Genomic DNA, 21,488 nt, shown 5'->3' with positions numbered 1-21,488 from the left:
ACTCAATTTAAGATTTCTCCAACTCTTTTGCTATGACAGAACAGGATTCTTCTAGCATTTCATAAACTTGTTTGAAGCCGTCAATAGAGTTATGGTATGGGTCTGGCACACTCATATCTTCGTCTGGAAAAATTTTATTTAAAATCAGGCTCACCTTATCCCTATGTTTTTGCGTTTCAGCTAAATTTAAAACATCTTCATAATTGGAAGTATCCATTACAAAAATATAATCGAAAGTTTTGAAATCTTCTTTTACAAAAACTCTACCGCTTTGATAGGTAATATCCAATCCATTTCTTTTAGCAATTTCTACAGAACGATGGTCTGGTGAAGAGCCTACATGATGACTTGCAGTTCCCGCAGAATCAACCAGAAATTTTGCATGATCTAATTTAGATTTTAAAATGCCTTCTGCCAATGGAGAACGACAAATATTTCCTAAACATACCATCAAAATTCTGGTCATAACTGTTTGAATTTGATCTCAAGATCCTGAATAAATTTTCGAAACTGCTTATCAGAATCCTGCAGATTGGAAACAATTTTACAGGAGTGTAACACCGTGGAATGGTCTCTTTGACCAATGTGTTTTCCAATATTGGTTAGCGATGTTTTAGTGATTTCTTTAGCAAAATACATGGCGATTTGTCGGGCTTGGACTACGTTGCGTTTTCTGCTTTTGGATTGTAATTCATCAATCTCAATGTGAAAATAATCACTCACCACATTTTGGATATCGTCTAGCGAGATTGGTTTTTTATTGTTCTTAACGTAATTTTTTACAATTTGCTCAGCTAGATCTATGGTAATTTCAGTCTTACTAAACGATGAATGAGCAATCAATGAAATAATAGCTCCTTCCAACTCACGGATATTGTTTGTGATTCTGGAAGCTACATAATCTAAGATTTCATCTGCCATTTCCACTCCATCATTGTAGAGTTTATTTTTGATGATTTTAATACGCGTCTCGTAATCTGGCTGCTCCAGCTCTGCAGAAAGTCCCCATTTGAATCTGGATAACAGTCTCTGTTGAATGTCTTGCATATCCACAGGTGCTTTGTCACTCGTCAAGATGACTTGCTTTCCATTTTGATGCAGGTGATTGAAAATGTGGAAAAAGACATCCTGAGTACCTTTTTTGCCCGAAATCAATTGAATGTCATCAACGATAAGAACATCTATAATCTGGTAAAAATGAATAAAATCGTTTCTATTGTTTTTTGAAACGGCATCTATATGCTGCTGTGTAAATTTATCTGCAGAAATATAAAGCACGGTTTTATCTGGAAATTTATCCTTGACTTGCAAACCAATGGCGTGAGCCAGGTGAGTTTTTCCCAAACCAACTCCTCCAAAAATGAGTAATGGATTGAAAGAAGTTCCACCAGGCTTATTGGCTACGGCAAGACTTGCGGATCTGGCTAACCTATTGGAGGTCCCCTCTAAAAAGTTATCAAAACTATAATTCGAATTGAGTTGAGAATCTATTTTTAAATTTCTGATTCCGGGAATTACAAAAGGGTTTCTCAATTCAGGATTTTTCTGCCTTGCAGGAAAATCTACAGATTGTGAATTAACATTGGATCGTTGCGTACTTGGAATTTTTTCTGTGAAGGGTTGATTGTTGCCTTCTGCATTTTCCATACGAATCACATAAACCAATTTAGCCCCTTTACCGAGTTCTTTGGTAAGAGCAACTTTCAGCAGGTCAACGTAATGCTCTTCTAACCACTCGTAAAAGAATTTTGAAGGCACCTGTATGCTCAAGGCATTGTCATTGAGTTTAACAGCATTAATCGGCTGGAACCAAGTTTTGTAAGCTTGATCTGAGATGTTATCTTTAATAAAAATAAGACAGTTATCCCAAACCGAAGTTGCTGATTTTGACATAGTTAAGCTTGAATATTTGTATTATAAATCAATTCAACAAAGCTGAACTCGCTTTGTTCGAACCACAAATATGTGAACAAACTTTTTAATAAAAAAATTAAATATGGGTTGAAATTCTAGTTTTTTCTGCCTATACTTAAAGAGATGTTAAAACATAAATTTTGAGCAAAAATTACAAAGAAATAAGACCGATTTTTACGACTTCTACAATCGAAGTTAGGTATGCCGAAACAGACCAAATGGGTGTTGTACACCATTCAGTTTATCCCATTTATTTTGAACAAGCAAGAGTAGACTGGCTCAGAATTATGGGGATGCATTATCAAAAAATGGAAGATAATGGAGTGATGTTACCTATAAATAAATTAAATGTTGATTATAAAAGGCCGGCAAAATTTGGTGATGTATTAAGGGTTAAGACAGGCCTTTATCAGTTACCGGGTGCTTCCATTACTTTTGATTATGAAATCAGAAATCAAAAGGACGAATTGCTCACTCTGGGGCAAACAGTTTTGGTATTTGTCAACCAATCTACCAGAAAACCGATACGTTGCCCGGGAGATATTATGAATTTGATTGTAGACGCTATTCCGAGAGATTAATCTTTAAAAAAAAGAATCGATAAGCAGCTGAGCTGTGGCTGGATTAGTGGCTATAGGAATATTGTGAACATCGCAAATTCTCATCAGCATCTGCACATCCGGCTCATGCGGATGCTTACCCAGCGGATCTCTAAAGAACAAAATCATAGCCAGCTTTTTTTCTGCTGCCAAACCAGCAATCTGAGCATCTCCACCAATGGGTCCGGATAGTTTTTTTTCGACTTGCAGTCCCATATTTTCCACATGCGTTCCCGTTGTCCCGGTGGCAATAAGTTCTACTTTCTTGAGTTTATCGATATTTTTATTGAGAAAATTAACCATTTCAGGTTTTTTCCCATCGTGAGCTATAATTGCAATTTTTTTCATCACGTTTATGGGTTTAGTTGTTTCTTCATAAAAATGGTACAGGAATAGTGTCCTGTATCGCCCAGTCGTTCTGAAATGTATTCAAATCCGGTTTTTTGATACAGTTTCTGAGCTGCTTTCATTCCGGGTAGTGTTTCAATATAACAAACTTCAAAGCCTTGAGCTTTGGCAAAGCTTAAGCACTTTTGCATCATCTGATTTCCCATACCGCGACCTCTGGCACTTGGATCCAGATACATTTTTTGGAGTTCACAAACTTTCGGGTCTCCATTATCTAATGGAGAAATGCCAGCACTTCCTAAAATCCTATCACCTTCCAGAAGCACAAAATACTCCGATCTTTCTTTCTGGTATGTTTCAAAAAGCTGATCGGTAGCTTTGTCCTCATAGGCAGTTCCTACTTTTGGTGCCCCCTGCTCTATAAGCACATGGCGAATCATTTTAGCAACCTCTTTGTTATCTCTTTGCTGGATTGGGCGTATTTTAATTTCTGTCATTTTTAAGCTTCAATTGAACGTTTGAATTTAAATAATTTTCTAAGGTTTTAAGTGAGCTCTAAAACCACTGGCTAAATTAAATGAATTTTAAAGTTATAGGTATATCTGTCTTTAAAATTTGAGTTTTTATGTTTTTAAAATCAGAAAAAAAGGCTAAAATAAAATTTGAAAAAGCAAATGAAATCTGAGTTGTATGCTTAAGTCTTTTTCTATTTTTACAACGTGAATACAAATGAATTCTACATAAAAAGAGCCCTTGAGTTAGCAAGGAATGGATTGGGCACTACCTATCCTAATCCGCTTGTGGGTTGTGTCATCGTACATGATGACAAGATTATTGGCGAGGGCTGGCATATAAAAGCCGGCGATGCACATGCCGAAGTGCGAGCCATAAATGCTGTAGAAGACCAGTCTTTGTTGAAAAAATCTAAGCTGTTCGTAACTCTGGAACCCTGCAGCCATTATGGAAAAACACCGCCTTGTAGTGATCTTATTATCGATAAGAAAATACCAAACATTGTCATTGGAACTGTAGATCCTTTTGCAAAAGTGGCTGGCATGGGCATCAAAAAATTGCTGGCTGCAGGAAGGAACGTGGTGGTGGGGGTTTGTGAGGATGAATGTGAGGTATTGAACAAGCGCTTTTTTACATTTCATAGAAAAAAAAGACCCTACATTGTTTTGAAATGGGCCGAAACTAAGCACGGCTTTATTGCTCCTGAAGGGCAAAAAAAGGATGAGATTTTCTGGATTACCAATGCTTATTCTCAGCAGCTTGTCCATAAATGGAGAAGTGAAGAACAAAGTATTCTGGTAGGAACTCAAACCGCCAGTATAGATAATCCAAAGCTTAATGTGAGGCACTGGCAAGGAAAAAACCCAACCCGTGTAGTATTAGATAAATCACTAAGACTCCCAAAAAATCTATACTTGATGGATGCTTCACAGCCTACTGTAGTGTTTCATCACAGCAATTTAACATCAGAAAGCAAGACAAATTTGAAGTTTTTCTCTTTGAATTTTGACAGCGACCTATTGCCTCAGGTTTTGGATAAGTTGTACGAATTAGAGCTTCAGTCGGTTATTATCGAGGGTGGCAGTAAAACTCTACAAAGTTTCATAGATGCAGGATTATGGGATGAAGCACGTGTTTTTATTGGGCAAAACACTATTAAAAACGGAATTAAAGGTCCTGAAATAAGAAAACAGGCCTCTATAACTATGAATATAGAGGATGACCAACTGAAATACTTTTACAATGATTAAAACCATCATTTTTGATTTTGGAGATGTTTTTCTCACTTTGGATAAATCTGCTACGACTAAGCATTTAAAACAACAGGGGGTTGAAGAATTTGATTCTGAGCTCATCAAAATCAATGCTGCTTACGAAAAAGGTTTAGTCTCTACAGATGAATTTATCCAACACTACACCAAGAGATTTGATAAGCTTCCTTCTGAAAAATTTAAAGACGCCTGGAACTCTATTTTAATCGAATTTCCTAAGCAACGCCTTGAGTTTTTAAAAGAATTGAAGGCTTCTAATTCTCATAAATTGATTTTGCTAAGCAATACGAACGAATTACATATCGACTGGGTAAAGGACAATATTCCGGTTTTTGAAGAGTTCCAAAATTGTTTTGATGAGTTTTATCTGTCTCATGAAATTCATTTGAGAAAGCCTGACGCTGCAATTTTTGAATTCGTTTTGAAGGAGAATGATCTCAAGCCCCATGAAACTCTTTTTGTGGATGACACCTTGGAACATATACTTACAGCAAAAAAAATAGGCATTCACACTTGGCATCTAAAAGCTGGAGAAGAAGAAGTGACACAGCTGTTTTCCGAAAAAGCTGATTTATTTTGATAGCTCTTGTCCTAAGCATTTTGTCCTCGAGTGCGATTTACATTGTCTTTAAGCTTTTTGGGAAATACAACATCACAACGCTTAACGCTTTAATTGTCAATTACTTTATAGCTTTTGTGTTAGGATTGATATTTCAAGGTAATTTTTCACTGGAAGGAATTTTGTCTGTCACCTCGAAAGACTGGTTTTACGGATCTATGGCTTTGGGTGCAATGTTTATACTAGTGTTCTCTCTGATGGTCATCACAACACAAAAAGGAGGCATGTCTGTAGTCTCTGTAGCCAGCAAAATGAGTGTGGCTATACCCGTTATTTTTGTTATTCTCTATTACAACGAATCGATTGGTCTTTTAAAAATTGCAGGAATCCTATTGGCCTTAATTTCGGTTTATTTGGTATCGGTTCGAAAACGAGATGGTTTGAGTATAGATATGAAGTATTTTATTTTTCCACTTTTGGTATTTCTTGGAAGTGGAATTATAGAAAGCAGCATAAAATTTCTTGAAAATACATATGTACCAGACGATGAAATTTCACTCTTTTCTGCCAATACTTTTTTCTTTGCCTGTGTGACTGGAATTGTATTTTTTGGACTTAGAAAACTCAGGACAAAAACAGATTTTAAAGCAAAAGATGTCTTAGGAGGCGTATTGCTTGGCATTCCTAATTACTTTTCTATCTATTTTTTCATTTTAGCGCTGAGAATAGAAGGGCTTCAGAGTTCTAGCATTTTTATCATCAACAATGTAAGTATCGTTCTGCTATCAACCCTTTTAGGGATTATGTTTTTCAGAGAAAGAATGATTCCTAAAAATTGGGCTGGAATCGTTATGGCGATTCTAAGTATTATTTTAATAACTTATATTCAATAATATTGCTGTCCGATAAACTATTTAAAACCTCCTGGAACGAGCTGTTTTGCAGCTCTTAAACCAATTCTAAACTTACTCTTAAGGCAATAGTTGACCAGGCTTATTTGACGTAAACAATGATAAGTGAATTAATTACATATTCAGTCTAATATCTTAAGTCCGTCAGCCTAGCGGTCTTGCATCTTAGTCGGACAGGACTGATTCAATAATTCCCTTTTAGAAAAAAAGTAAAGTTTAGAACAAACGATAGCGATCATACTTCCTACAAAAGCCCCAACAATAATATCACTTGGAAAATGCACGCCGACAAATATCCTACTTAGAGAAAATAAAATGGGCCAAATAAAAATTAACCCGAGGTATTTAAATCTTGAGTTTAGTAAGAGGTAAACAAATACTGTTGCTGCAAAAGAAGTTGAAGCATGTCCTGAAAAGAAGCTGAAATTCGTGGGTTCATAAAGAATCTTCAGATGATCCATTATTTCTTCAGTGAAATTTGGTCTTTTCCGCTGAACCAAAAACTTAGTAAACTCTGTAAGAAAATGAGTAATTCCCACACTCAACAGCAAGAACGAAACGCCAAGAATTCCTTTTTTATAATCAGCTTTATAAAAAAATAGCGCTATGAGAACAAAATAGAAAGGTATCCAATGTTTTGTATGAGTTACAAAAGTCCAAAACGAATCTAAAGCGGAAGGACTTAAGTTATTAAGGTAAACCATCAATTCCCAATCCCAAAGGGAAGGATTTAATTCCATTAAAATCTCCTTTTGATAGGACCGATTGCATCTTCCACCTCATCCTTCAACTTTGACGTTTTAGATTCTAAGGTTTTGGTTTGATCTTCAACTTCTTTTTTGATATCGAAGTCTAAATTATGCTCTTCCTTTTGCTTGGTTATTTCAGTTTTTATTTCATCAGTAGCATGACGGAAGGACTTCATAGTTTTTCCGAAAAACCGTGCCATGTCTGGAATTTTGTCAGCGCCGAATACCATTATCAAAATAAATAAGATAAAAGCTATTTCAGTTCCGCTAATAAAAAGAGGTAAACTTATCATGTTGCAAATATACTGGTCTGATTCTGAACTGCGAAATATAAAATTCTAAAACTTACACAAGACTTTTTAGAAAATTGAAAAGCCAGTAAGGGTGGTCAATCTTTCTAACACCTTCATCCCGAGGGCAGAATTTCCTTTTTCGTTAAGCATTGGACTCCATACTGCTACAGAGTATTTCTCTGGATGTACTGCTACAATACCCCCGCCTACTCCACTTTTACCTGGCAAACCAACTCTAAAACTAAATTCTCCAGCTTCATCGTAAAACCCACAGGTCTGCATGATGGAATTAATACGTTTCACACTCTGCCGATCTATCACTTTCTCCTGAGTTTGGAAATGTTTCCCTTCATTGGCATAAAGCATAAAAGCTTTGGAAAGCTGATCACAATTCATAGCAATAGAGCATTGATAAAAATAAAAATCTAAGATCTCATCGGTGTCGTTATCGATATTTCCAAGTGCTTTCATATAATTGACCAAAGCTTTGTTGCGGTATCCATTCTTTTTTTCACTTCTGGCTACTGCTTCATCATAGTGAATATCATCATCTCCACAAAGTTTACGCACAAACTTCAATAAATCTCTTTTTGGATTATCCAAAACAGACAAAAGAGCGTCTGCAACAACTATAGAGCCTGCATTTATAAAAGGATTACGTGGTATTCCACTTTCTCTTTCCAATTCTGTAAGGGAATTGAAAGGAGTTCCGGAGGGCTCAACATTTACACGCTTCCATAAATCTTTTCCCAGTAATTCTTTAGCAATCGTAAGCGTGAATACTTTGGAAACACTTTGTATAGAAAATTTTTCCTGACTGTCACCAAATTCAAAAGATGATCCATCCTGACAAAAGAGGTAGACTCCAAATTTCAAAGGATTAACTTTAGATAATTCAGGAATATATGCAGCCACATTGCCCATGTCCTCAGTAGGGGAGAATTCTTTCTCAATGACATTTAAAATCGCTTGATAATCCATTTATTAAAATTTAAAGTGGCTACTTGGACTCAATTCGTAGGCTTGTTTTCCAGGTTCAAAAATTATTGCTGGCAAATCTCCCTCTAAGGTGATTTCATTAGCATTAATTCTTATCCAGCTTCCCTCTCTAAGTCCAGCCACAATTTCAGAATTCAAAGTTTGAAACTCTTTGATTCTGGTTTCACGTGTTTCTCCTTTATGAGTTGAAGACGTGTCAGGATCCAGATAATGAGGATTGATATTGAAATTAAGAATCCCTAAAGTTTCAAAAGAAGGTGGATAAACAATCGGCATATCGTTGGTGGTTTGCATCGATAAGCCACATATATTGCTGCCAGCACTAGTGCCTAAATATTTTGTTCCGTTTTCAATACTCTGCTTTAACATATGCATCAAGTCAAGTTCATGTAATTGTTTTACCAACAAAAAGGTATTTCCTCCACCGACAAAGATAGCTTTAGCTTCTGAAACAGCTCTTTTCATGTCTGAAAACTCGTGTAAGCCTACTACAGTTTGAGAACAGGGTTTTAAACCTTCAGCTGCCTTTTCGGTATAATCCTGATGGGAAATCCCTCCAGGTCTGGCAAAGGGGATGAACAGAACCTCTTCATTATCAGCAAAATGCATTCTGAGAACTGGTTGTAAATATTCCAAATAAGAACTTCCATGAAGAGTAGATGTGCTTGCTATAATGGCTTGCATAGAACAGTATATTTAGTTGAATTGAACTGGGTTAACATAACTTTAGTAGCAAAACTAGGATTGCGTATCTGAATTTTTAAGTAGATTGTACAAAAAATAACATATGAGACTTATCTCTACCATTATACTACTTTTTTTAATTCAAAACATCACTGCTCAAATAGACAATCGCGTTTTCGTGGCCGGGGAAGTTATTGTTCCCTTAGATGGTGAAGCTTCACAAATTGAGGTCATCAATCAAAATTCAAAAGAAGGAACGGTTACCAATCAGTACGGTCAATTTGGAATTTCAGTAAGGGAGGGAGACAGGCTTAGATTCAAGGCTATTCAGTATCAAAATTTCACTGTAATCATTGATGAAAATATCGTTAAAAATAAAAAATTCACCATCAAAATCAATGATGAAATAAATACCCTGGATGAAGTCATTGTTAAACCTTACGACCTTGAAGGAAACATCGAGGTAGATGCCAGAAAAGTAAAAACCGAATTTTATGCAGCTCCAGAATCAGAAGAAGTTATAAATGAATACGAGGGTGAACAGCCTTATGTCAGGTCGCAAACCATAACTGAGAATTACACCACCGAACAACGCTTCATAAAAAACGGACTCAATATTGCTAATATTTTCCGCGAGATACTATCGTCTAAAGAAGTTTCTGAGGATCAGACACTCCCAAAAGACGTCGATGTTATGGTGAGGAAAATGTATAAAGATTCTTTTTTTAAGGAAAATCTAGACATAGAACAAGAAAACATCAATCAATTTATCTTTTTTGTAGAAGATAAAGGTCTTACCAAATCCATGCTTCAGAAAGGGAATGAGTTAAATCTTATTGAATTTCTAGTTAAAAAGTCAGAAGAATTTAAAGCCCAGGATTAATTTGAAAAATATCTGGTTATTATTCTTGATTTCACCATGCTTTTTGGCAGCTCAAGAAACATTTATCAAAGGTCAGGTATATGCTGATTCAATAAGTGAATATCAAGTGAATGTCATCAACATCAATAAAAAAATCGGTAATGTATCGAACTCCAAAGGTGAGTATAAAATAAAAGCCAGCATAGGAGACTCTATTTTTTTCACCTCATTACAACACAAAACTTATACGCTTAAAGTAGAGGAAAGCAATTTAAAAACCTCTACGTCCATCTTTCTGGTATTACAGGTCAATGAATTACCAGAGGTTACTCTCAATCCTTATGATTTGTCAGGAAATTTGAGCAGAGATATTAATCAGGTTCAAGTTGATTTTGTAGATCAGAGACAGTTCGGATTTGGTGTGCCAAGGCAGCTCGATAAAATCGATAGAGAAATTTATACGGCTAACACAAGTTCTGGAGGCATTCCTTTAACTCCACTTTTAAACTGGATATCGGGTGAAACAAAGAGACTTAAAATAAGAAAAGAAGCCGCCACTGTTCGGTCCAATAAAAATAAAGTCTTGCGACATGTCACCAAAGACCTTGTCACAAAAGACTTAAGGGTTCCAAAAATGTATCTGGAGGATTTCGCCTATTTTTGCGCTGAGGATCCACACACAATGTTCATTGTAAATCAAAAAGATCCTCTAGCCTTGATCGATGAACTCAAACTTAAAGCAATCGCTTAATTAAAATTAAAAGAAATTACAGAATGAAATTTTTTACAGTCCTAATTCTTTGGTTATCATTAACCTCAGCATTTAATACCAACGGTCACGAATTTTACCTTAGTGTTACTGACATAAATTATATCCAGGAAAAAGAAACTCTTCAGATTATCTCAAGAGTATTTACAGATGATTTTGAAGATGTGATCAATAAAAGATACAACAAGGAGTTTAAACTTATTCCAAATCTTGAAGTCGAAGAGATAGACATTTACATAGAAAAATATCTTAGAGATAAATTTGTTTTAGAAACCAACAATGGACCGTTAACTTACAATTATCTAGGAAGGAAATATGAAAATGACATGGTTTATTTATTTCTAGAAGTTGAAAACCTTGAAATTTTTGAGGTTTTGACCGTCGAAAATTTGATACTGACCGATTTATTTGAAGAACAAAAAAATATGATTCATTTTAAATCTGATAATTTTAAAAAAAGCTTTATCCTTGAAAAAGATTTTTCAAATCGAAGCATTACCTATAAAACTAAACAATAATACTTACTCCCTATGAATTTGATTAAATACACAAGTCTTTTATTATCTGTTTTTGTCCTATCCATATCCGGATTTGCACAAGAACAACAAACAGAAGAGAAGCAAACTGGACATACCAATGAGAATAAATTTAGACAACTCTATGACGAATTTGCAACTCCAAATGTTTACAGAACAGCTTCAGGTGCACCTGGGCATCAATATTATCAGAATACAGCAGATTATGAAATGGACATCACCCTAGATGATGAAAACACTAGACTTTATGGTAAAGAAACTATTACCTATAATAATAATTCACCAAATAAACTGGATTACTTATGGGTGATGCTCGATCAAAATGTGAGAGCAAAAGACAGTCCTGCCAAGGAGAGAAACAGCAGCGAATTTGCTCCAGTTACTCCTGCAGGTAGTTTTGTCAATTCTCACATGAAAGCTGACTTTGATGGTGGTTTCAATATCAAAAAAGTTCATCAAGACGGTGAACCACTTCCTTATACTATCAATTATACAATGATGCGGGTAGATTTGGCAGAGCCACTAATGCCTGGTGATTCTTTTGAATTTTCTATTGAGTGGGATTATTTAATCAATAACCATACAGTAAACGGTGGACGTTCAGGTTATGAATATTTCGAAGAAGACGATAACAGAGCTTATGTTATGGCTCAGTTCTTTCCAAGAATGGCGGTTTACAATGATAAAGAAGGATGGCAGAATTATCAGTTCTGGGGAAGCGGAGAATGGTCTTTACCTTTCGGAAGCTACGATGTTAAGATTACTGTTCCAGAAGATCATATTTTGGACGCTACAGGAAAACTTCAAAACAGAAAAGAAGTCTTTAGCCAGGTTATGCTGGACCGTTTCGAAAAAGCAAAATCATCCTACGATGAGCCTGTAGTTATAGTCACTGAAGAAGAAGCTATTGCTAATGAAAAGATGAATGCTACCAAAACTAAAACCTGGGAGTTTAAAGCGGATATGGTAAGGGATTTTGGCTTTGCCACTTCAAGAAAATTCATCTGGGATATGATGGCTGTAAAAGTTGGCGATAAAGATGTTATGGCTGTATCACTTTACCCAAAAGAAGGAAATCCGCTTTGGGAAGATTGGTCGACAAGAGCTGTAGCCAGCACACTTGAGACTTACAGTAGTTTTACTTTTGAATATCCATACCACAAGGCAATTTCTGTTCATGCTAAAAGTCAGGGCATGGAATATCCAATGATTTGCTGGAATTACGGGAGACCAAATGAGGAAGGTTTTATTTCAGATCGTGTCAAATTTGGTATGATGAGCGTTATTATTCATGAAATCGGACATAATTTCTTTCCGATGATTGTGAATAGTGATGAAAGACAATGGGGATGGATGGACGAAGGACTTAACACCTTTATGCAGTATTTATCTGAACAGGAATTTGCTGAGAAATATCCTGAAGTCTTAAAAGGCAATAATCAAACTTACGAGAAGTATCCTTCAAGACGAGGAGAACCTTCCAAAATCGTGAATTACATGAAGGGAAATCAAGAGTATATTTCTCCTATCATGACCAATCCTGAGCAAGTTTATCAGCTTGGAAATAACGCTTATGGAAAACCAGCTACAGCCTTAAATATTTTAAGAGAAACTGTAATGGGGCATGACTTGTTCGATTACTCGTTTAAAACATTTGCTCAGAGATGGAAGTTTAAACACCCAACTCCTGAAGATTTCTTTAGAACAATGGAGGATGCTTCTGCTGTTGAATTAGATTGGTACTGGAGAGGTTGGTTTTACACTACAGATTATGTAGACATCGGTATTGAAGATGTAAAAAACTATTTCATCACCAGCAATCCTACTGTAGAAGGTAAAGCGCTTTTAGCAAGATATGGTATTGAAGATCCGGCAAATGACCCTCGTACAGAAGATGCTGTTTATCTTCTAACCGCAGATAGCGAAAGCTTTGAAGCTTCGATGAAAGAAGGCGATCCTTTAGAAAATGCGCCAAAACTTCAAGAATATTTGATGGACAATTTCACTCAGCAAGAGATTAATGAGATGAAACAACCTAAGCATATATATGAAATCACTTTCAACAAACCAGGCGGATTAGTCATGCCTATTATTGTAGAATTTCAATATGCTGACGGTACATCAGAAACCATAAAATATCCCGTTCAGGTTTGGAGGAAGAATGATGCTGAAGTCAAAAAAGCAATTTTTTCTGAAAAAGAAATCGTGAAAATGATTGTAGATCCTCAGCAGGAAACTGCAGACGTAGACACATCCAACAATACCTGGCCTAGGGAAGAAAAGGTCAGTGAATTTGATTCTTTTAAAGAAGGTCAATAAACCACAGGTTTAATTATTATCAAAACGCCAGCTTTAATCGAGCTGGCGTTTTTTATTGACTATTTCCAAGTTGAGTTAACCCTAATAAGAGATATTACCTCCACTCATCTCCAAAACCACGTTGGCTAAATCGCAGTATCTCCCGTCTTCCCTAATTTCGAAGTCGTGAGTGTGTGAGTGGTCGTAAAAAAATTCAAATTTGAAAGGCTAAACTTGATATTCAGACAGAGCGCGTTTCCTTGGCAAAGACAGGCCTGCCTGCGTTTCCTTGGCAAAGGCAGGGGGTATTTTGCTTTGCGATAGGTGAAGATTCTGCACTCCGTTACTCTACCTTTCACGCCAGAGGCGGGCAGGCAGAATGACAGATTCAACATTCGGTGTTCCGTATTCGACATTCAGTATTTAGTAGTTTTTGAGTTTTGTCCCCTTAGGGACTATATATTGGTAAAAACACGAGTACGTCGCTTTTCCAGAGTGCCGTTAGGTAAGCTATATGATTTTAGAATTTGCTTCGACAAGCCTGCCTGCCTGCGTTTCCTTGGCAAAGGCAGGGTGTATTTTGCTTTGCGATAGGTGAAGATTCTGCACTCCGTTACACTACCTTTCACGCCAGAGGCGGGCAGGCAGAATGACAGATTCAAAATTTGAGAGTGGTGAGTCTTGAGTTTTTTAGGAATGAAAAAACACTCCGCCTAAGTCGAAAGGAGTTGAGAAGAATACTCCCTTCTAAGCAGACTATGGGACTTTTATATAATAAACTTTAAAGCTTTTGGCAAAACTTCTATCTTTAGTTCAGTAAATTTATCAATAACCTCACCGTCGATTTGTAGTAATCTAGGTTCTTTAAGCTTTACTGTAGCCTTTTTAGCCTGGATGGTCTCCAAATTTTCAATTTTATAGTCCTCATCAAATTTAGATAAGGCTCCTTTTAATAAGTCTGAAAAGTCCATGGCTTTCACTACAACAAATTCAAACCAACCATCATTCATTTTCCCAATGGTATTCAATGGAATTCCTGTCCCAAATTTCCTGCCATTGCATATGGCAAGCATGACGCCTTTTCTGTCGTAGTCCATTTGATCAGTTTTGATTTCAAACTCAAAGCCTTTTAGGTTTTGGAATTCAGACCAAAAATGCTTGGCATAAGTAAACATACCACGACTTTCATCTTTATCGTAATTTGCCACAAGATTGGCGTTCGCACCTATATCTCCAAGATGTAGTAATAGATGAGAATCATTTATAGAAAGAATATCTAGTTTTTTGGTTTCATTGGATTTTATAAATTTCTCAAGTAAATCCTCTAAAGAATCCGTTAGGTCAAGTTCGACAGCCATTCCATTTGCAGAACCCATAGGTATAAACCCAACCTGTATATCGTGCTGGATCAAAGGTTTTAAAAACATATTCAACGTTCCATCACCCCCAACAACAATTACTTTTCCTGGCGAATACTTAAGGAGTAGCGCTTCGAGTGCATCACAATCGTTTTCACCTGTAGTTTTATAGAAAAGGTAGCTTAACTTAGATTTATCTAAAAAACCTTTAGCAAAGTCCATGAACTCTGCTTTGTCCTTATCGCCGGATACTGGGTTAACTACTAAAAGAATATCCATTACTGTTGATTTAATAATTCACTCAATTGAACAATCTCATTATTGATATCGTCGTCATCCTGAAAATACATACATGGCACTCCGGTATCGCTCAGAGTATCCCACTTTTCTTTTTGAATTTCATTTACTGTAAAAGTGGTTTGCCTAATGAAAACCTTTATAATTTGAGACTTATAAGTGTTAACAATTGCGGTGTAGATATCCATATCTTTCTGAGTATCGTCACCCATTAGAATAAATTTTTTGTCAGGTAAATTTGTGATAAGCTGATGCAGAAAATCTATTTTATGCTTCCCCTTTTTGGGTTTAAATAAAGATTTGAATCTAATATAGGGCGTCAAAAACAGAGGTCCCATGGGAATTTCATTAAATCTAAATATCGCTGTAATTAAACCAAACAAATTACTTTCACTTTTTGATAGATAGGCGATTCTAAATTTATTTTCGTCAAAATAGTCAAGTAAAGCATTACTAAACAACACCTTATTCCTTCGCTTTGGTCTTTTGAATAAAATCGTGAAAATTCGTTTTAAAGCTGAAGCGGTATGAGAATGAATCACTGTATCATCTATATCCGATATAATTTCTATAGGTGTGGAATGCTTTTGAAAGTGATAAGGATGAATCTGGTCAATGCTAAGCAGGTTTTGCTCCTTATCATATATCTTGAAATCATCAAGGTCGCCAATCGGTAGGATCTCAAAAAAATACCCCTTTTTATCGGTTTTGATAGTAAACGTTTCACTTTGAGTTTCAATACGAATCGATTTTCGCTTATAAGTTTTTTTCCGATAAGAACTTAGCACATTCCATGCATTAGCCAGTATGGAACGCGGAGATTTATCAATTGAAGTTTCATTCTTTAGGACAGTACCTGTCACTAAGACTTTATCTTTTAATTCGACCGCTGTAAAGTGCCAAAGAAATGCCATGTTTTAGTTTTTGATTTTCAATTTCAGTCTTAAAAGCAAGAAGATTCCCCCTGCAAAAAAAAGAATTAAAAATAAGATAGCATTCCTTATGCTGCCCGTCACTTGTGCAATAAATCCATACATAAACATTCCTATGACGATTCCTATTTTTTCTGTGACTTCATAAAAGCTGAAAAAAGAAGCTGTATCTTTTTCTTTTTCAGGAATATACTTGGAGTAAGTTGATCTTGACAAAGACTGAATACCTCCCATGACTAATCCTACAAAAAATGCAGTAATGTAAAATTGAATGGGTTGCGTTATAAAAAATGCATAAGTACAAATGCCGATCCAAATGATATTGATAACAATTAAAATATTGATGTTTCCATACTTGCCAGCAAGTCTGGAAGCTGCATTGGCTCCTGCAACAGCCACAAGCTGAATTAAAAGAATACTTATAATCAATCCAGTATTTGCTTCTCCTTCTGCCCATTGAATTTCACCTACGCCAAAATAAGTGGCAATCAGCATGATGGTTTGTACCGCCATGCTATAAACGAAAAAGGCCCTGAGGTAAGGCTCAAAACCAACAGAAGACTTGATTTTTTTATAAGTGGTTTTCAATTCTCGAAAACCATTCAGTACTAAATCCTTGGTTCTGGCATCTCCTTTACGATTTCCTTTTGGCAAGTAAGCATAAGTGTATTGACTAAATGCAATCCACCAGATTCCCGTTAATATAAATGAAATTCTAGTTGGAAGTGACTCACTTTCGAATCCAAAGGTGTCATAAAACATAATCAGAATAAGGCAAATCACCAGAAGGATGACACTTCCTATATACCCTAACGAAAATCCTTTTGCTGAAGCCTGATCCTGCTGATTTCTAAAAGCTATGTCGGGCAAATAGGAATTGTAAAACACTATGCTTCCCCAAAATCCTATCAATCCCAAAAAGTAGCAGATCAGTCCAAATACCAGGTTGTCAAGATCAAACCAAAATAAACCAATACAGGCTGAAGCTCCCAGGTAGTTGAAAAATTTCATGAAATTTTTCTTATTTCCTATATAATCAGCCATACCTCCTAAAAGTGGGCTCATGATAGAAATAACGATAAAAGCTATACCCGTAACGTAACTTATGAGCGCATCATTATTAAAATTAAAACCAAAAAATTTTACAGTATCATTTATTACAATACCCTGGTCGTTTTTGACAAGCGTTAATGCCCCATAATAAAGAGGGAAAATAGCTGAGCTAATGACTAAGGGATAAACAGAGTTTGCCCAGTCGTAAAAAGCCCAGGCATGTATAAGTTTTTTATGCCCTTTGGGAAGTAACTGACTCTTCAAAACTTAATTTTGAAAAGAATTCACACCAAATTTTGCAGCTTCCTTCTTAGCCTGACTTGACCAATTTTGAAGGTTTCGTATACGCTCGTCATTAGATGGGTGGGTGCTTAGAAACGGCGGTGGACCAGCACCATCAGAATTTTCTTTCATGCGCATCCAAAGTTCTGCTGCCTCGTCTGGATCGTAACCGGCAATTGCCATTAAATTCAGACCTATTTTATCTGCTTCTGTTTCGTGTTTTCTGCTAAATGGCAGCATAACCCCCACTTGAGAGCCTATGCCATAAGCCGTGGCAAAAATTTCCTGGCTTTGCTGATCGTCACCTATAGCCAGCATACCTACGGCTCCTGCAGCTTGTTGTAGCTGTCCAGCACTCATGCGCTGTTGACCGTGATTGGCTAGTGCATGAGCGACCTCGTGCCCCATAATAGCGGCTACTCCAGCCTCGTTCTTGGCAATAGGGAGTATACCGGTATAAAAAGCGACTTTACCTCCAGGCATGGCCCAGGCATTAACTTGATCACCTTCTATAAGACTGAATTCCCATTTGTAATTATCTGTGTAGTTAGGATACCCATTGGCTGCTAACCAACGTTCTGAAGCATTTGCTATTTTAAGCCCAACCCTTTGTATCATTTGAGCCTGATCACCTTCTTTTATAACCTTGCTTTCCTCAAGAACTTTGTTGTATTGCTGAAAAGACATTGGTAAAATTTGAGAGTTGGGAACCAATGCTAATGTGCTTTTACCTGTAAAGGGGTTTTGTCCACAACTAAAAAAAAAGAGCATCAATAAAAAGCTGGTATAGAATTTGAACTTGTACATAACATATAAATTTTTAACAAAACTAATCATTAAATAGAATATTTAATTTTAGATGTGATTGATTTGTGAAAATAAGTGATTCTACTTGATTTAGTTTTAATTTTAAAAAAAAATACCATGAAACAGTTACCGATTATTCTTTTGATGATTCTATTTGTATCCTGCAAATCTGAAGCTCAACAGGAAAAGACATCCAAAGATTATAAAGTCCAAAAAACGGAAAGTGAGTGGAAAGCAGAACTTTCAGATCAAGAATACAAAATTCTTAGGAAAGCAGGAACAGAACCTCCTTTTTCCAGTCCTCTCAATGATATTAAAGAACCCGGTGTTTTTGTCTGTGCCGCATGTGGCAACGAGCTTTATGAAACTAAACATAAATTTAAAAGCGGCACTGGCTGGCCAAGTTTTGATAGAGCTATAGAAAATAGCTTAGCTTACAGTTCAGACAGAAAGCTGGGGTACAAACGTTCGGAACTGCTTTGTGGAGATTGCGGCAGTCATTTGGGTCATGTTTTTGACGATGGTCCTAAAGAAACGACAGGAAAGAGACATTGTATAAACGGAGTCGCCTTAGATTTTAAACCTAAAGAGAAGTCATAATATGTCGGATCAAAAAAAAATAACCGAGCAGGAGTGGAAAGAAAAGCTTTCTGAAAATGAATACCATGTCCTTAGAGAAAAAGGAACCGAACCACCGCATTCCGGGAAATACAACACCCATTTTGAAGATGGAAAGTATTACTGTAATGGATGTGGAGAACTCTTATTTGATAGTGCCTCAAAATTTGATAGTAATTGTGGTTGGCCAAGTTTTGATAGCTCTGTAGAAGGTGCAATTGAATATAAGAAAGACACCACTTTTGGGATGACGCGCATTGAAATCTTATGCTCCAATTGTGGTGGACATATTGGCCACATTTTTGATGATGGTCCTACAGAAACTGGGAAACGCTACTGCGTCAACTCCCTCAGTATTAATTTTAAAAATCAAAACTCATGAAAAAAATAAGTTTATTACTTGCCCTTATCTTTGTTATGGTAAGTTGCGAAGGAGAAAGAGGACCAGTTGGTCCCGTCGGCCCTATGGGTGAAACAGGCGACGCTTTATTAGGAACCATTTTAGAAATTGAAGGAGATTTTACAGCAGAAAATGGCTACTCATTTTTATACGAATTTCCTCCAAGTGAGGTTGAAGTTTTTGAAAGTGATGTCGTTCAGGTTTATTTATTGGAAGAAGTCATACAAGATAATGGCGAATCAGTAGATGTTTGGACACCTTTACCAAATAGTTTTTTCTTTGACGGAGGAAATCAATTGGTTTACAACTACAACCATACTTACTTTGATGTCAATATCTTTTTAGATGGGAATGTTGATTTTAGAAGCTTTACCGATGCAGAGGCAAATGCGTACTTGTTTAATCAAGTGTTTAGAATAGCTATTATACCCGCAGCCTATGCTGAAAACAATCCAGATCTAAACAGTTACGAAGCACTTATGCAGGCTATGCCTGATGCAAAAGTATTGAAAGTAAAGTAAGCAACATATTACTTTTTAAGAAGGCCTTTTCAGAAGGCCTTTTTTAATGTTATGATTCACCAACCTAGTGTTTCGTTAATACTCTTCAAATAATAGGTTTCCTTTAGGAATATAATTTTATTTTTACACTTCAAAAAAAATATTATGAGCGATAAGTCAGGAAAAGTTCAAGATCTGATAGATAGAAAATTTTTAGAACAAAGGAAAGTCTTCCTTAACGGTCAGGTAGACGGTAAAAGTGCAAAGCATATCATCGACAGACTGATGTATTTGGACATGGAAAGCAATGATGAAATTCAATTTTACATCAACAGTCCAGGAGGTTATGTTACTGATGGCTTTGCGATTTATGACACCATGAAATCTTTAAAAAGCTCGGTATCAACAATCTGTAGTGGGTTGGCTGCCTCTATGGGATCTATTTTGATGTCTGGTGGTGAAAAAGGAAAGCGTTTTATACAACCTCATGCCAAGATCATGATCCACCAACCAATGGGTGGTGCTCAGGGACAAGCTTCCAATATTGAAATCCAAGCTCAGGAAATCCTGAAAATCAAAGAATTGAGTGCTCAAATTCTTGCAGACAATTGTGGACAAGACTTTGATAAAGTGATGAAAGATTTTAAGCGTGATTATTGGATGAGCGCTCAGGAGTCTTTAGACTATGGCATCGTTGATGGCATTTTATCCTAAACGTGCCTGTTGAAATCAAATATATTTCTTCCGGTGAAACCATAGACTTAAGGCATCTTGTTTTAAGGCAAGGAAGACCAAGAAATTCCAGCCACATGAAAGGAGACCATCTAAAAAGCACCAAACACATTGGTGCTTTTATAGATTCTAAATGCGTTGGTGTTTTAAGTTTATTCCTTGCAAGTACAGATCAACTCTCTAATCTATCTCAATACCAGCTGAGAGGGATGGCAGTGGATCCTGAGCATCGAAAAAAAAACATTGGAAGAAAATTGGCCAGCTTTTCTGAAAATGAGCTAAGAAGTAGAAATGTGGAAGTAATCTGGTGTAACGCCAGAGAAATTGCAGTGAATTTTTACAAAAAACTGGATTTTGAAGTCATTTCGGATGAGTTTCATATCCCAGATGTAGGTCCGCATTATGTGATGTATAAAAGACTAAGTTGAAAATGAATCGAAAAAGATTTTTAAAGACGACTGTTTTAGCTGGCATAGGATCTCAACTTCAATTGAGTTCTGAATTCATTAATTTTTTTAACAGTAAAGATATCACAGTTGAAAATCTCCTGGGCTTAAGTCAGTCCCATCTTAAATCAGAATTCATTTTGCTTGAAGAAGAAACCTATCAGGCTTTTTGTTTGATGAAAGCTGAAGCTTTAAAAGAGGACATCGCATTAAAGATTGTATCGGGTTATAGAAGTTTTGAACGCCAAAAAGAAATTTGGGAATGGAAATTTAAACACTTTGTAGAAACAAAAACTCCAGCTGAAGCTATTTCAGAAATAATGACTTACTCCTCTATTCCTGGCACTTCTCGTCATCACTGGGGCACAGATATAGATTTAATTGATGAATCCGTTTTAGCACCGGGAGGTGATTTACTTCTACGAGAACATTATCATGGGGATGCTGCATTTTCAAAAATGAAAACATGGATGAAGACACATAGCAGTGATTTCGGATTTGAATTGGTGTATACTCGAGATGAACGTCGAACAGGGTTTAATTATGAGCCCTGGCATTACACTTACGCCCCAAAAGCTAAAACCTATCTAGAACTACAATCTCGAAACAAGTATAGAAAAGCCTGGAATAAATTAGAATTTGAAGGTAAATCCTATATGTCAAATTCCTTTATGGATTCCTATTTTAGAAACTATGGGCTAGGAATTAACCCAAGTCTAATGCCTTCTTAAACACAACCACGTATCTGACAATAATTC

General features: G+C 36.3%; 26 protein-coding genes. 14 read left to right on the top strand and 12 right to left on the bottom strand.

The features are described 5' to 3' along the window. Positions 1–7: 7 nt before the first annotated feature. A complete protein-coding gene (locus LB450_RS05245; RefSeq protein ID WP_224486807.1) occupies positions 8–466 on the bottom strand; it encodes a low molecular weight protein-tyrosine-phosphatase in 459 nt (152 codons plus the stop codon). After that, positions 463–1,893 (bottom strand): chromosomal replication initiator protein DnaA, encoded by a 1,431-nt coding sequence (dnaA, locus tag LB450_RS05240; protein ID WP_224486806.1) that lies wholly within the window; start codon positions 1,891–1,893, stop codon positions 463–465. The genes LB450_RS05245 and dnaA overlap by 4 nt, the downstream gene beginning before the upstream one ends. A 161-nt stretch (positions 1,894–2,054) precedes the next feature. Here dnaA and LB450_RS05235 point away from each other — a divergent pair, with 161 nt between their 5' ends. Further along, the gene (locus LB450_RS05235) at positions 2,055–2,495 is read left to right on the top strand and encodes an acyl-CoA thioesterase (RefSeq protein WP_224486805.1); all 441 of its coding nucleotides are present in this window, start codon (positions 2,055–2,057) and stop codon (positions 2,493–2,495) included. A 3-nt stretch (positions 2,496–2,498) separates the two neighbouring features. Here the strand turns inward: LB450_RS05235 and LB450_RS05230 are convergent, their stop codons facing one another. Then, complete coding sequence (locus LB450_RS05230; RefSeq protein ID WP_224486804.1) at positions 2,499–2,861, bottom strand: methylglyoxal synthase; 363 nt, start codon at positions 2,859–2,861, stop codon at positions 2,499–2,501. A gap of 5 nt (positions 2,862–2,866) precedes the next feature. After that, positions 2,867–3,358 carry a GNAT family N-acetyltransferase gene (locus tag LB450_RS05225; protein WP_224486803.1) on the bottom strand — a complete coding sequence of 164 codons (492 nt, stop codon included), beginning with the start codon at positions 3,356–3,358 and terminating at the stop codon, positions 2,867–2,869. Between the two features lie 222 nt (positions 3,359–3,580). Between LB450_RS05225 and ribD the strand changes: the two genes are divergently transcribed. The 3 genes from ribD to LB450_RS05210 are packed head-to-tail and all read left to right on the top strand — an operon-like array spanning position 3,581 to position 6,097. Further along, positions 3,581–4,624 carry a bifunctional diaminohydroxyphosphoribosylaminopyrimidine deaminase/5-amino-6-(5-phosphoribosylamino)uracil reductase RibD gene (gene ribD, locus LB450_RS05220; protein WP_224486802.1) on the top strand — a complete coding sequence of 348 codons (1,044 nt, stop codon included), beginning with the start codon at positions 3,581–3,583 and terminating at the stop codon, positions 4,622–4,624. Continuing rightward, positions 4,617–5,225: an HAD family hydrolase gene (locus LB450_RS05215; RefSeq protein ID WP_224486801.1), complete on the top strand. Its 609-nt coding sequence runs from the start codon at positions 4,617–4,619 to the stop codon at positions 5,223–5,225. The genes ribD and LB450_RS05215 overlap by 8 nt, the downstream gene beginning before the upstream one ends. Beyond that, entirely contained in the window at positions 5,222–6,097 is an 876-nt protein-coding gene (locus LB450_RS05210; protein ID WP_224486800.1) for an EamA family transporter, read from the top strand. The genes LB450_RS05215 and LB450_RS05210 overlap by 4 nt, the downstream gene beginning before the upstream one ends. Before the next feature lie 167 nt (positions 6,098–6,264). On the opposite strand, the gene LB450_RS05205 is transcribed toward LB450_RS05210, so the two are convergent. The 4 genes from LB450_RS05205 to pepE form a co-directional block, all read right to left on the bottom strand. Further along, positions 6,265–6,855: a phosphatase PAP2 family protein gene (locus LB450_RS05205; RefSeq protein WP_224486799.1), complete on the bottom strand. Its 591-nt coding sequence runs from the start codon at positions 6,853–6,855 to the stop codon at positions 6,265–6,267. After that, positions 6,855–7,157 (bottom strand): Sec-independent protein translocase subunit TatA/TatB, encoded by a 303-nt coding sequence (locus tag LB450_RS05200; protein ID WP_224486798.1) that lies wholly within the window; start codon positions 7,155–7,157, stop codon positions 6,855–6,857. The genes LB450_RS05205 and LB450_RS05200 overlap by 1 nt, the downstream gene beginning before the upstream one ends. A gap of 66 nt (positions 7,158–7,223) precedes the next feature. Further along, positions 7,224–8,138 carry a glutaminase gene (locus LB450_RS05195; RefSeq protein ID WP_224486797.1) on the bottom strand — a complete coding sequence of 305 codons (915 nt, stop codon included), beginning with the start codon at positions 8,136–8,138 and terminating at the stop codon, positions 7,224–7,226. A 3-nt stretch (positions 8,139–8,141) separates the two neighbouring features. Beyond that, positions 8,142–8,840 (bottom strand): dipeptidase PepE, encoded by a 699-nt coding sequence (gene pepE / locus LB450_RS05190; protein WP_224486796.1) that lies wholly within the window; start codon positions 8,838–8,840, stop codon positions 8,142–8,144. Between the two features lie 103 nt (positions 8,841–8,943). On the opposite strand from pepE, the gene LB450_RS05185 reads away from it, so the two are divergent. Genes LB450_RS05185 through LB450_RS05170 form a run of 4 tightly spaced genes read left to right on the top strand, consistent with a single transcriptional unit; the run spans position 8,944 to position 13,326 of the window. Further along, positions 8,944–9,723, top strand: coding sequence for a carboxypeptidase-like regulatory domain-containing protein (locus LB450_RS05185; RefSeq protein WP_224486795.1), 780 nt, complete (start codon positions 8,944–8,946; stop codon positions 9,721–9,723). A gap of 43 nt (positions 9,724–9,766) precedes the next feature. Further along, a complete protein-coding gene (locus tag LB450_RS05180; protein ID WP_224486794.1) occupies positions 9,767–10,453 on the top strand; it encodes a hypothetical protein in 687 nt (228 codons plus the stop codon). Positions 10,454–10,476: 23 nt separating this feature from the next. Then, entirely contained in the window at positions 10,477–10,989 is a 513-nt protein-coding gene (locus tag LB450_RS05175) for a DUF6702 family protein (RefSeq protein ID WP_224486793.1), read from the top strand. 12 nt (positions 10,990–11,001) lie between these two features. After that, positions 11,002–13,326: a M1 family metallopeptidase gene (locus LB450_RS05170; RefSeq protein WP_224486792.1), complete on the top strand. Its 2,325-nt coding sequence runs from the start codon at positions 11,002–11,004 to the stop codon at positions 13,324–13,326. A 746-nt stretch (positions 13,327–14,072) separates the two neighbouring features. Here LB450_RS05170 and LB450_RS05165 read toward each other — a convergent pair. From LB450_RS05165 to LB450_RS05150, 4 genes are read right to left on the bottom strand one after another with little or no spacing between them, the layout of a single operon-like run. Further along, positions 14,073–14,942 (bottom strand): diacylglycerol/lipid kinase family protein, encoded by an 870-nt coding sequence (locus LB450_RS05165; protein ID WP_224486791.1) that lies wholly within the window; start codon positions 14,940–14,942, stop codon positions 14,073–14,075. After that, positions 14,942–15,874, bottom strand: coding sequence for a phosphatase domain-containing protein (locus LB450_RS05160; RefSeq protein WP_224486790.1), 933 nt, complete (start codon positions 15,872–15,874; stop codon positions 14,942–14,944). The genes LB450_RS05165 and LB450_RS05160 overlap by 1 nt, the downstream gene beginning before the upstream one ends. 3 nt (positions 15,875–15,877) lie before the next feature. After that, the gene (locus LB450_RS05155; protein WP_224486789.1) at positions 15,878–17,209 is read right to left on the bottom strand and encodes an MFS transporter; all 1,332 of its coding nucleotides are present in this window, start codon (positions 17,207–17,209) and stop codon (positions 15,878–15,880) included. Between the two features lie 3 nt (positions 17,210–17,212). Then, positions 17,213–18,034, bottom strand: coding sequence for a M48 family metallopeptidase (locus tag LB450_RS05150; protein WP_224486788.1), 822 nt, complete (start codon positions 18,032–18,034; stop codon positions 17,213–17,215). A gap of 117 nt (positions 18,035–18,151) precedes the next feature. Between LB450_RS05150 and msrB (LB450_RS05145) the strand changes: the two genes are divergently transcribed. The 6 genes from msrB (LB450_RS05145) (at position 18,152) to LB450_RS05120 (ending at position 21,461) form a co-directional block, all read left to right on the top strand. Continuing rightward, positions 18,152–18,634 (top strand): peptide-methionine (R)-S-oxide reductase MsrB, encoded by a 483-nt coding sequence (gene msrB / locus LB450_RS05145; protein ID WP_224486787.1) that lies wholly within the window; start codon positions 18,152–18,154, stop codon positions 18,632–18,634. 1 nt (position 18,635) lies between these two features. After that, positions 18,636–19,034, top strand: a complete 399-nt coding sequence (msrB, locus tag LB450_RS05140) for a peptide-methionine (R)-S-oxide reductase MsrB (RefSeq protein WP_224486786.1) — start codon at positions 18,636–18,638, stop codon at positions 19,032–19,034. Next, a complete protein-coding gene (locus tag LB450_RS05135) occupies positions 19,031–19,573 on the top strand; it encodes a hypothetical protein (RefSeq protein ID WP_224486785.1) in 543 nt (180 codons plus the stop codon). Before msrB (LB450_RS05140) ends, LB450_RS05135 begins: the two co-directional genes overlap by 4 nt. A gap of 144 nt (positions 19,574–19,717) precedes the next feature. After that, a complete protein-coding gene (locus LB450_RS05130) occupies positions 19,718–20,266 on the top strand; it encodes a ClpP family protease (RefSeq protein WP_224486784.1) in 549 nt (182 codons plus the stop codon). 2 nt (positions 20,267–20,268) lie between these two features. Then, positions 20,269–20,712: a GNAT family N-acetyltransferase gene (locus LB450_RS05125; protein ID WP_224486783.1), complete on the top strand. Its 444-nt coding sequence runs from the start codon at positions 20,269–20,271 to the stop codon at positions 20,710–20,712. A gap of 2 nt (positions 20,713–20,714) precedes the next feature. Continuing rightward, positions 20,715–21,461 carry a M15 family metallopeptidase gene (locus LB450_RS05120; RefSeq protein ID WP_224486782.1) on the top strand — a complete coding sequence of 249 codons (747 nt, stop codon included), beginning with the start codon at positions 20,715–20,717 and terminating at the stop codon, positions 21,459–21,461. The last annotated feature ends 27 nt before the right edge of the window (positions 21,462–21,488 follow it).

The sequence above is a fragment of the Psychroflexus curvus genome (assembly GCF_020164585.1).
In the GTDB taxonomy this organism is placed as follows: domain Bacteria; phylum Bacteroidota; class Bacteroidia; order Flavobacteriales; family Flavobacteriaceae; genus Psychroflexus; species Psychroflexus curvus.
The sequence above is the reverse complement of the archived record's forward strand: the minus strand, read 5'-3'. Positions and strand labels throughout refer to the sequence as shown.

Coding starts and splice junctions, on each gene's coding strand:
- LB450_RS05120 (WP_224486782.1), top strand. CDS start 20,715: ATGAATCGAAAAAGATTTTTAAAGACGACTGTTTTAGCTGGCATAGGA.
- LB450_RS05160 (WP_224486790.1), bottom strand. CDS start 15,874: ATGGCATTTCTTTGGCACTTTACAGCGGTCGAATTAAAAGATAAAGTC.
- LB450_RS05185 (WP_224486795.1), top strand. CDS start 8,944: ATGAGACTTATCTCTACCATTATACTACTTTTTTTAATTCAAAACATC.
- LB450_RS05245 (WP_224486807.1), bottom strand. CDS start 466: ATGACCAGAATTTTGATGGTATGTTTAGGAAATATTTGTCGTTCTCCA.
- LB450_RS05150 (WP_224486788.1), bottom strand. CDS start 18,034: ATGTACAAGTTCAAATTCTATACCAGCTTTTTATTGATGCTCTTTTTT.
- LB450_RS05135 (WP_224486785.1), top strand. CDS start 19,031: ATGAAAAAAATAAGTTTATTACTTGCCCTTATCTTTGTTATGGTAAGT.
- LB450_RS05205 (WP_224486799.1), bottom strand. CDS start 6,855: ATGGAATTAAATCCTTCCCTTTGGGATTGGGAATTGATGGTTTACCTT.
- pepE (WP_224486796.1), bottom strand. CDS start 8,840: ATGCAAGCCATTATAGCAAGCACATCTACTCTTCATGGAAGTTCTTAT.
- LB450_RS05130 (WP_224486784.1), top strand. CDS start 19,718: ATGAGCGATAAGTCAGGAAAAGTTCAAGATCTGATAGATAGAAAATTT.
- LB450_RS05165 (WP_224486791.1), bottom strand. CDS start 14,942: ATGGATATTCTTTTAGTAGTTAACCCAGTATCCGGCGATAAGGACAAA.
- LB450_RS05215 (WP_224486801.1), top strand. CDS start 4,617: ATGATTAAAACCATCATTTTTGATTTTGGAGATGTTTTTCTCACTTTG.
- LB450_RS05195 (WP_224486797.1), bottom strand. CDS start 8,138: ATGGATTATCAAGCGATTTTAAATGTCATTGAGAAAGAATTCTCCCCT.
- LB450_RS05170 (WP_224486792.1), top strand. CDS start 11,002: ATGAATTTGATTAAATACACAAGTCTTTTATTATCTGTTTTTGTCCTA.
- LB450_RS05175 (WP_224486793.1), top strand. CDS start 10,477: ATGAAATTTTTTACAGTCCTAATTCTTTGGTTATCATTAACCTCAGCA.
- dnaA (WP_224486806.1), bottom strand. CDS start 1,893: ATGTCAAAATCAGCAACTTCGGTTTGGGATAACTGTCTTATTTTTATT.
- LB450_RS05230 (WP_224486804.1), bottom strand. CDS start 2,861: ATGAAAAAAATTGCAATTATAGCTCACGATGGGAAAAAACCTGAAATG.
- LB450_RS05225 (WP_224486803.1), bottom strand. CDS start 3,358: ATGACAGAAATTAAAATACGCCCAATCCAGCAAAGAGATAACAAAGAG.
- msrB (WP_224486786.1), top strand. CDS start 18,636: ATGTCGGATCAAAAAAAAATAACCGAGCAGGAGTGGAAAGAAAAGCTT.
- msrB (WP_224486787.1), top strand. CDS start 18,152: ATGAAACAGTTACCGATTATTCTTTTGATGATTCTATTTGTATCCTGC.
- LB450_RS05200 (WP_224486798.1), bottom strand. CDS start 7,157: ATGATAAGTTTACCTCTTTTTATTAGCGGAACTGAAATAGCTTTTATC.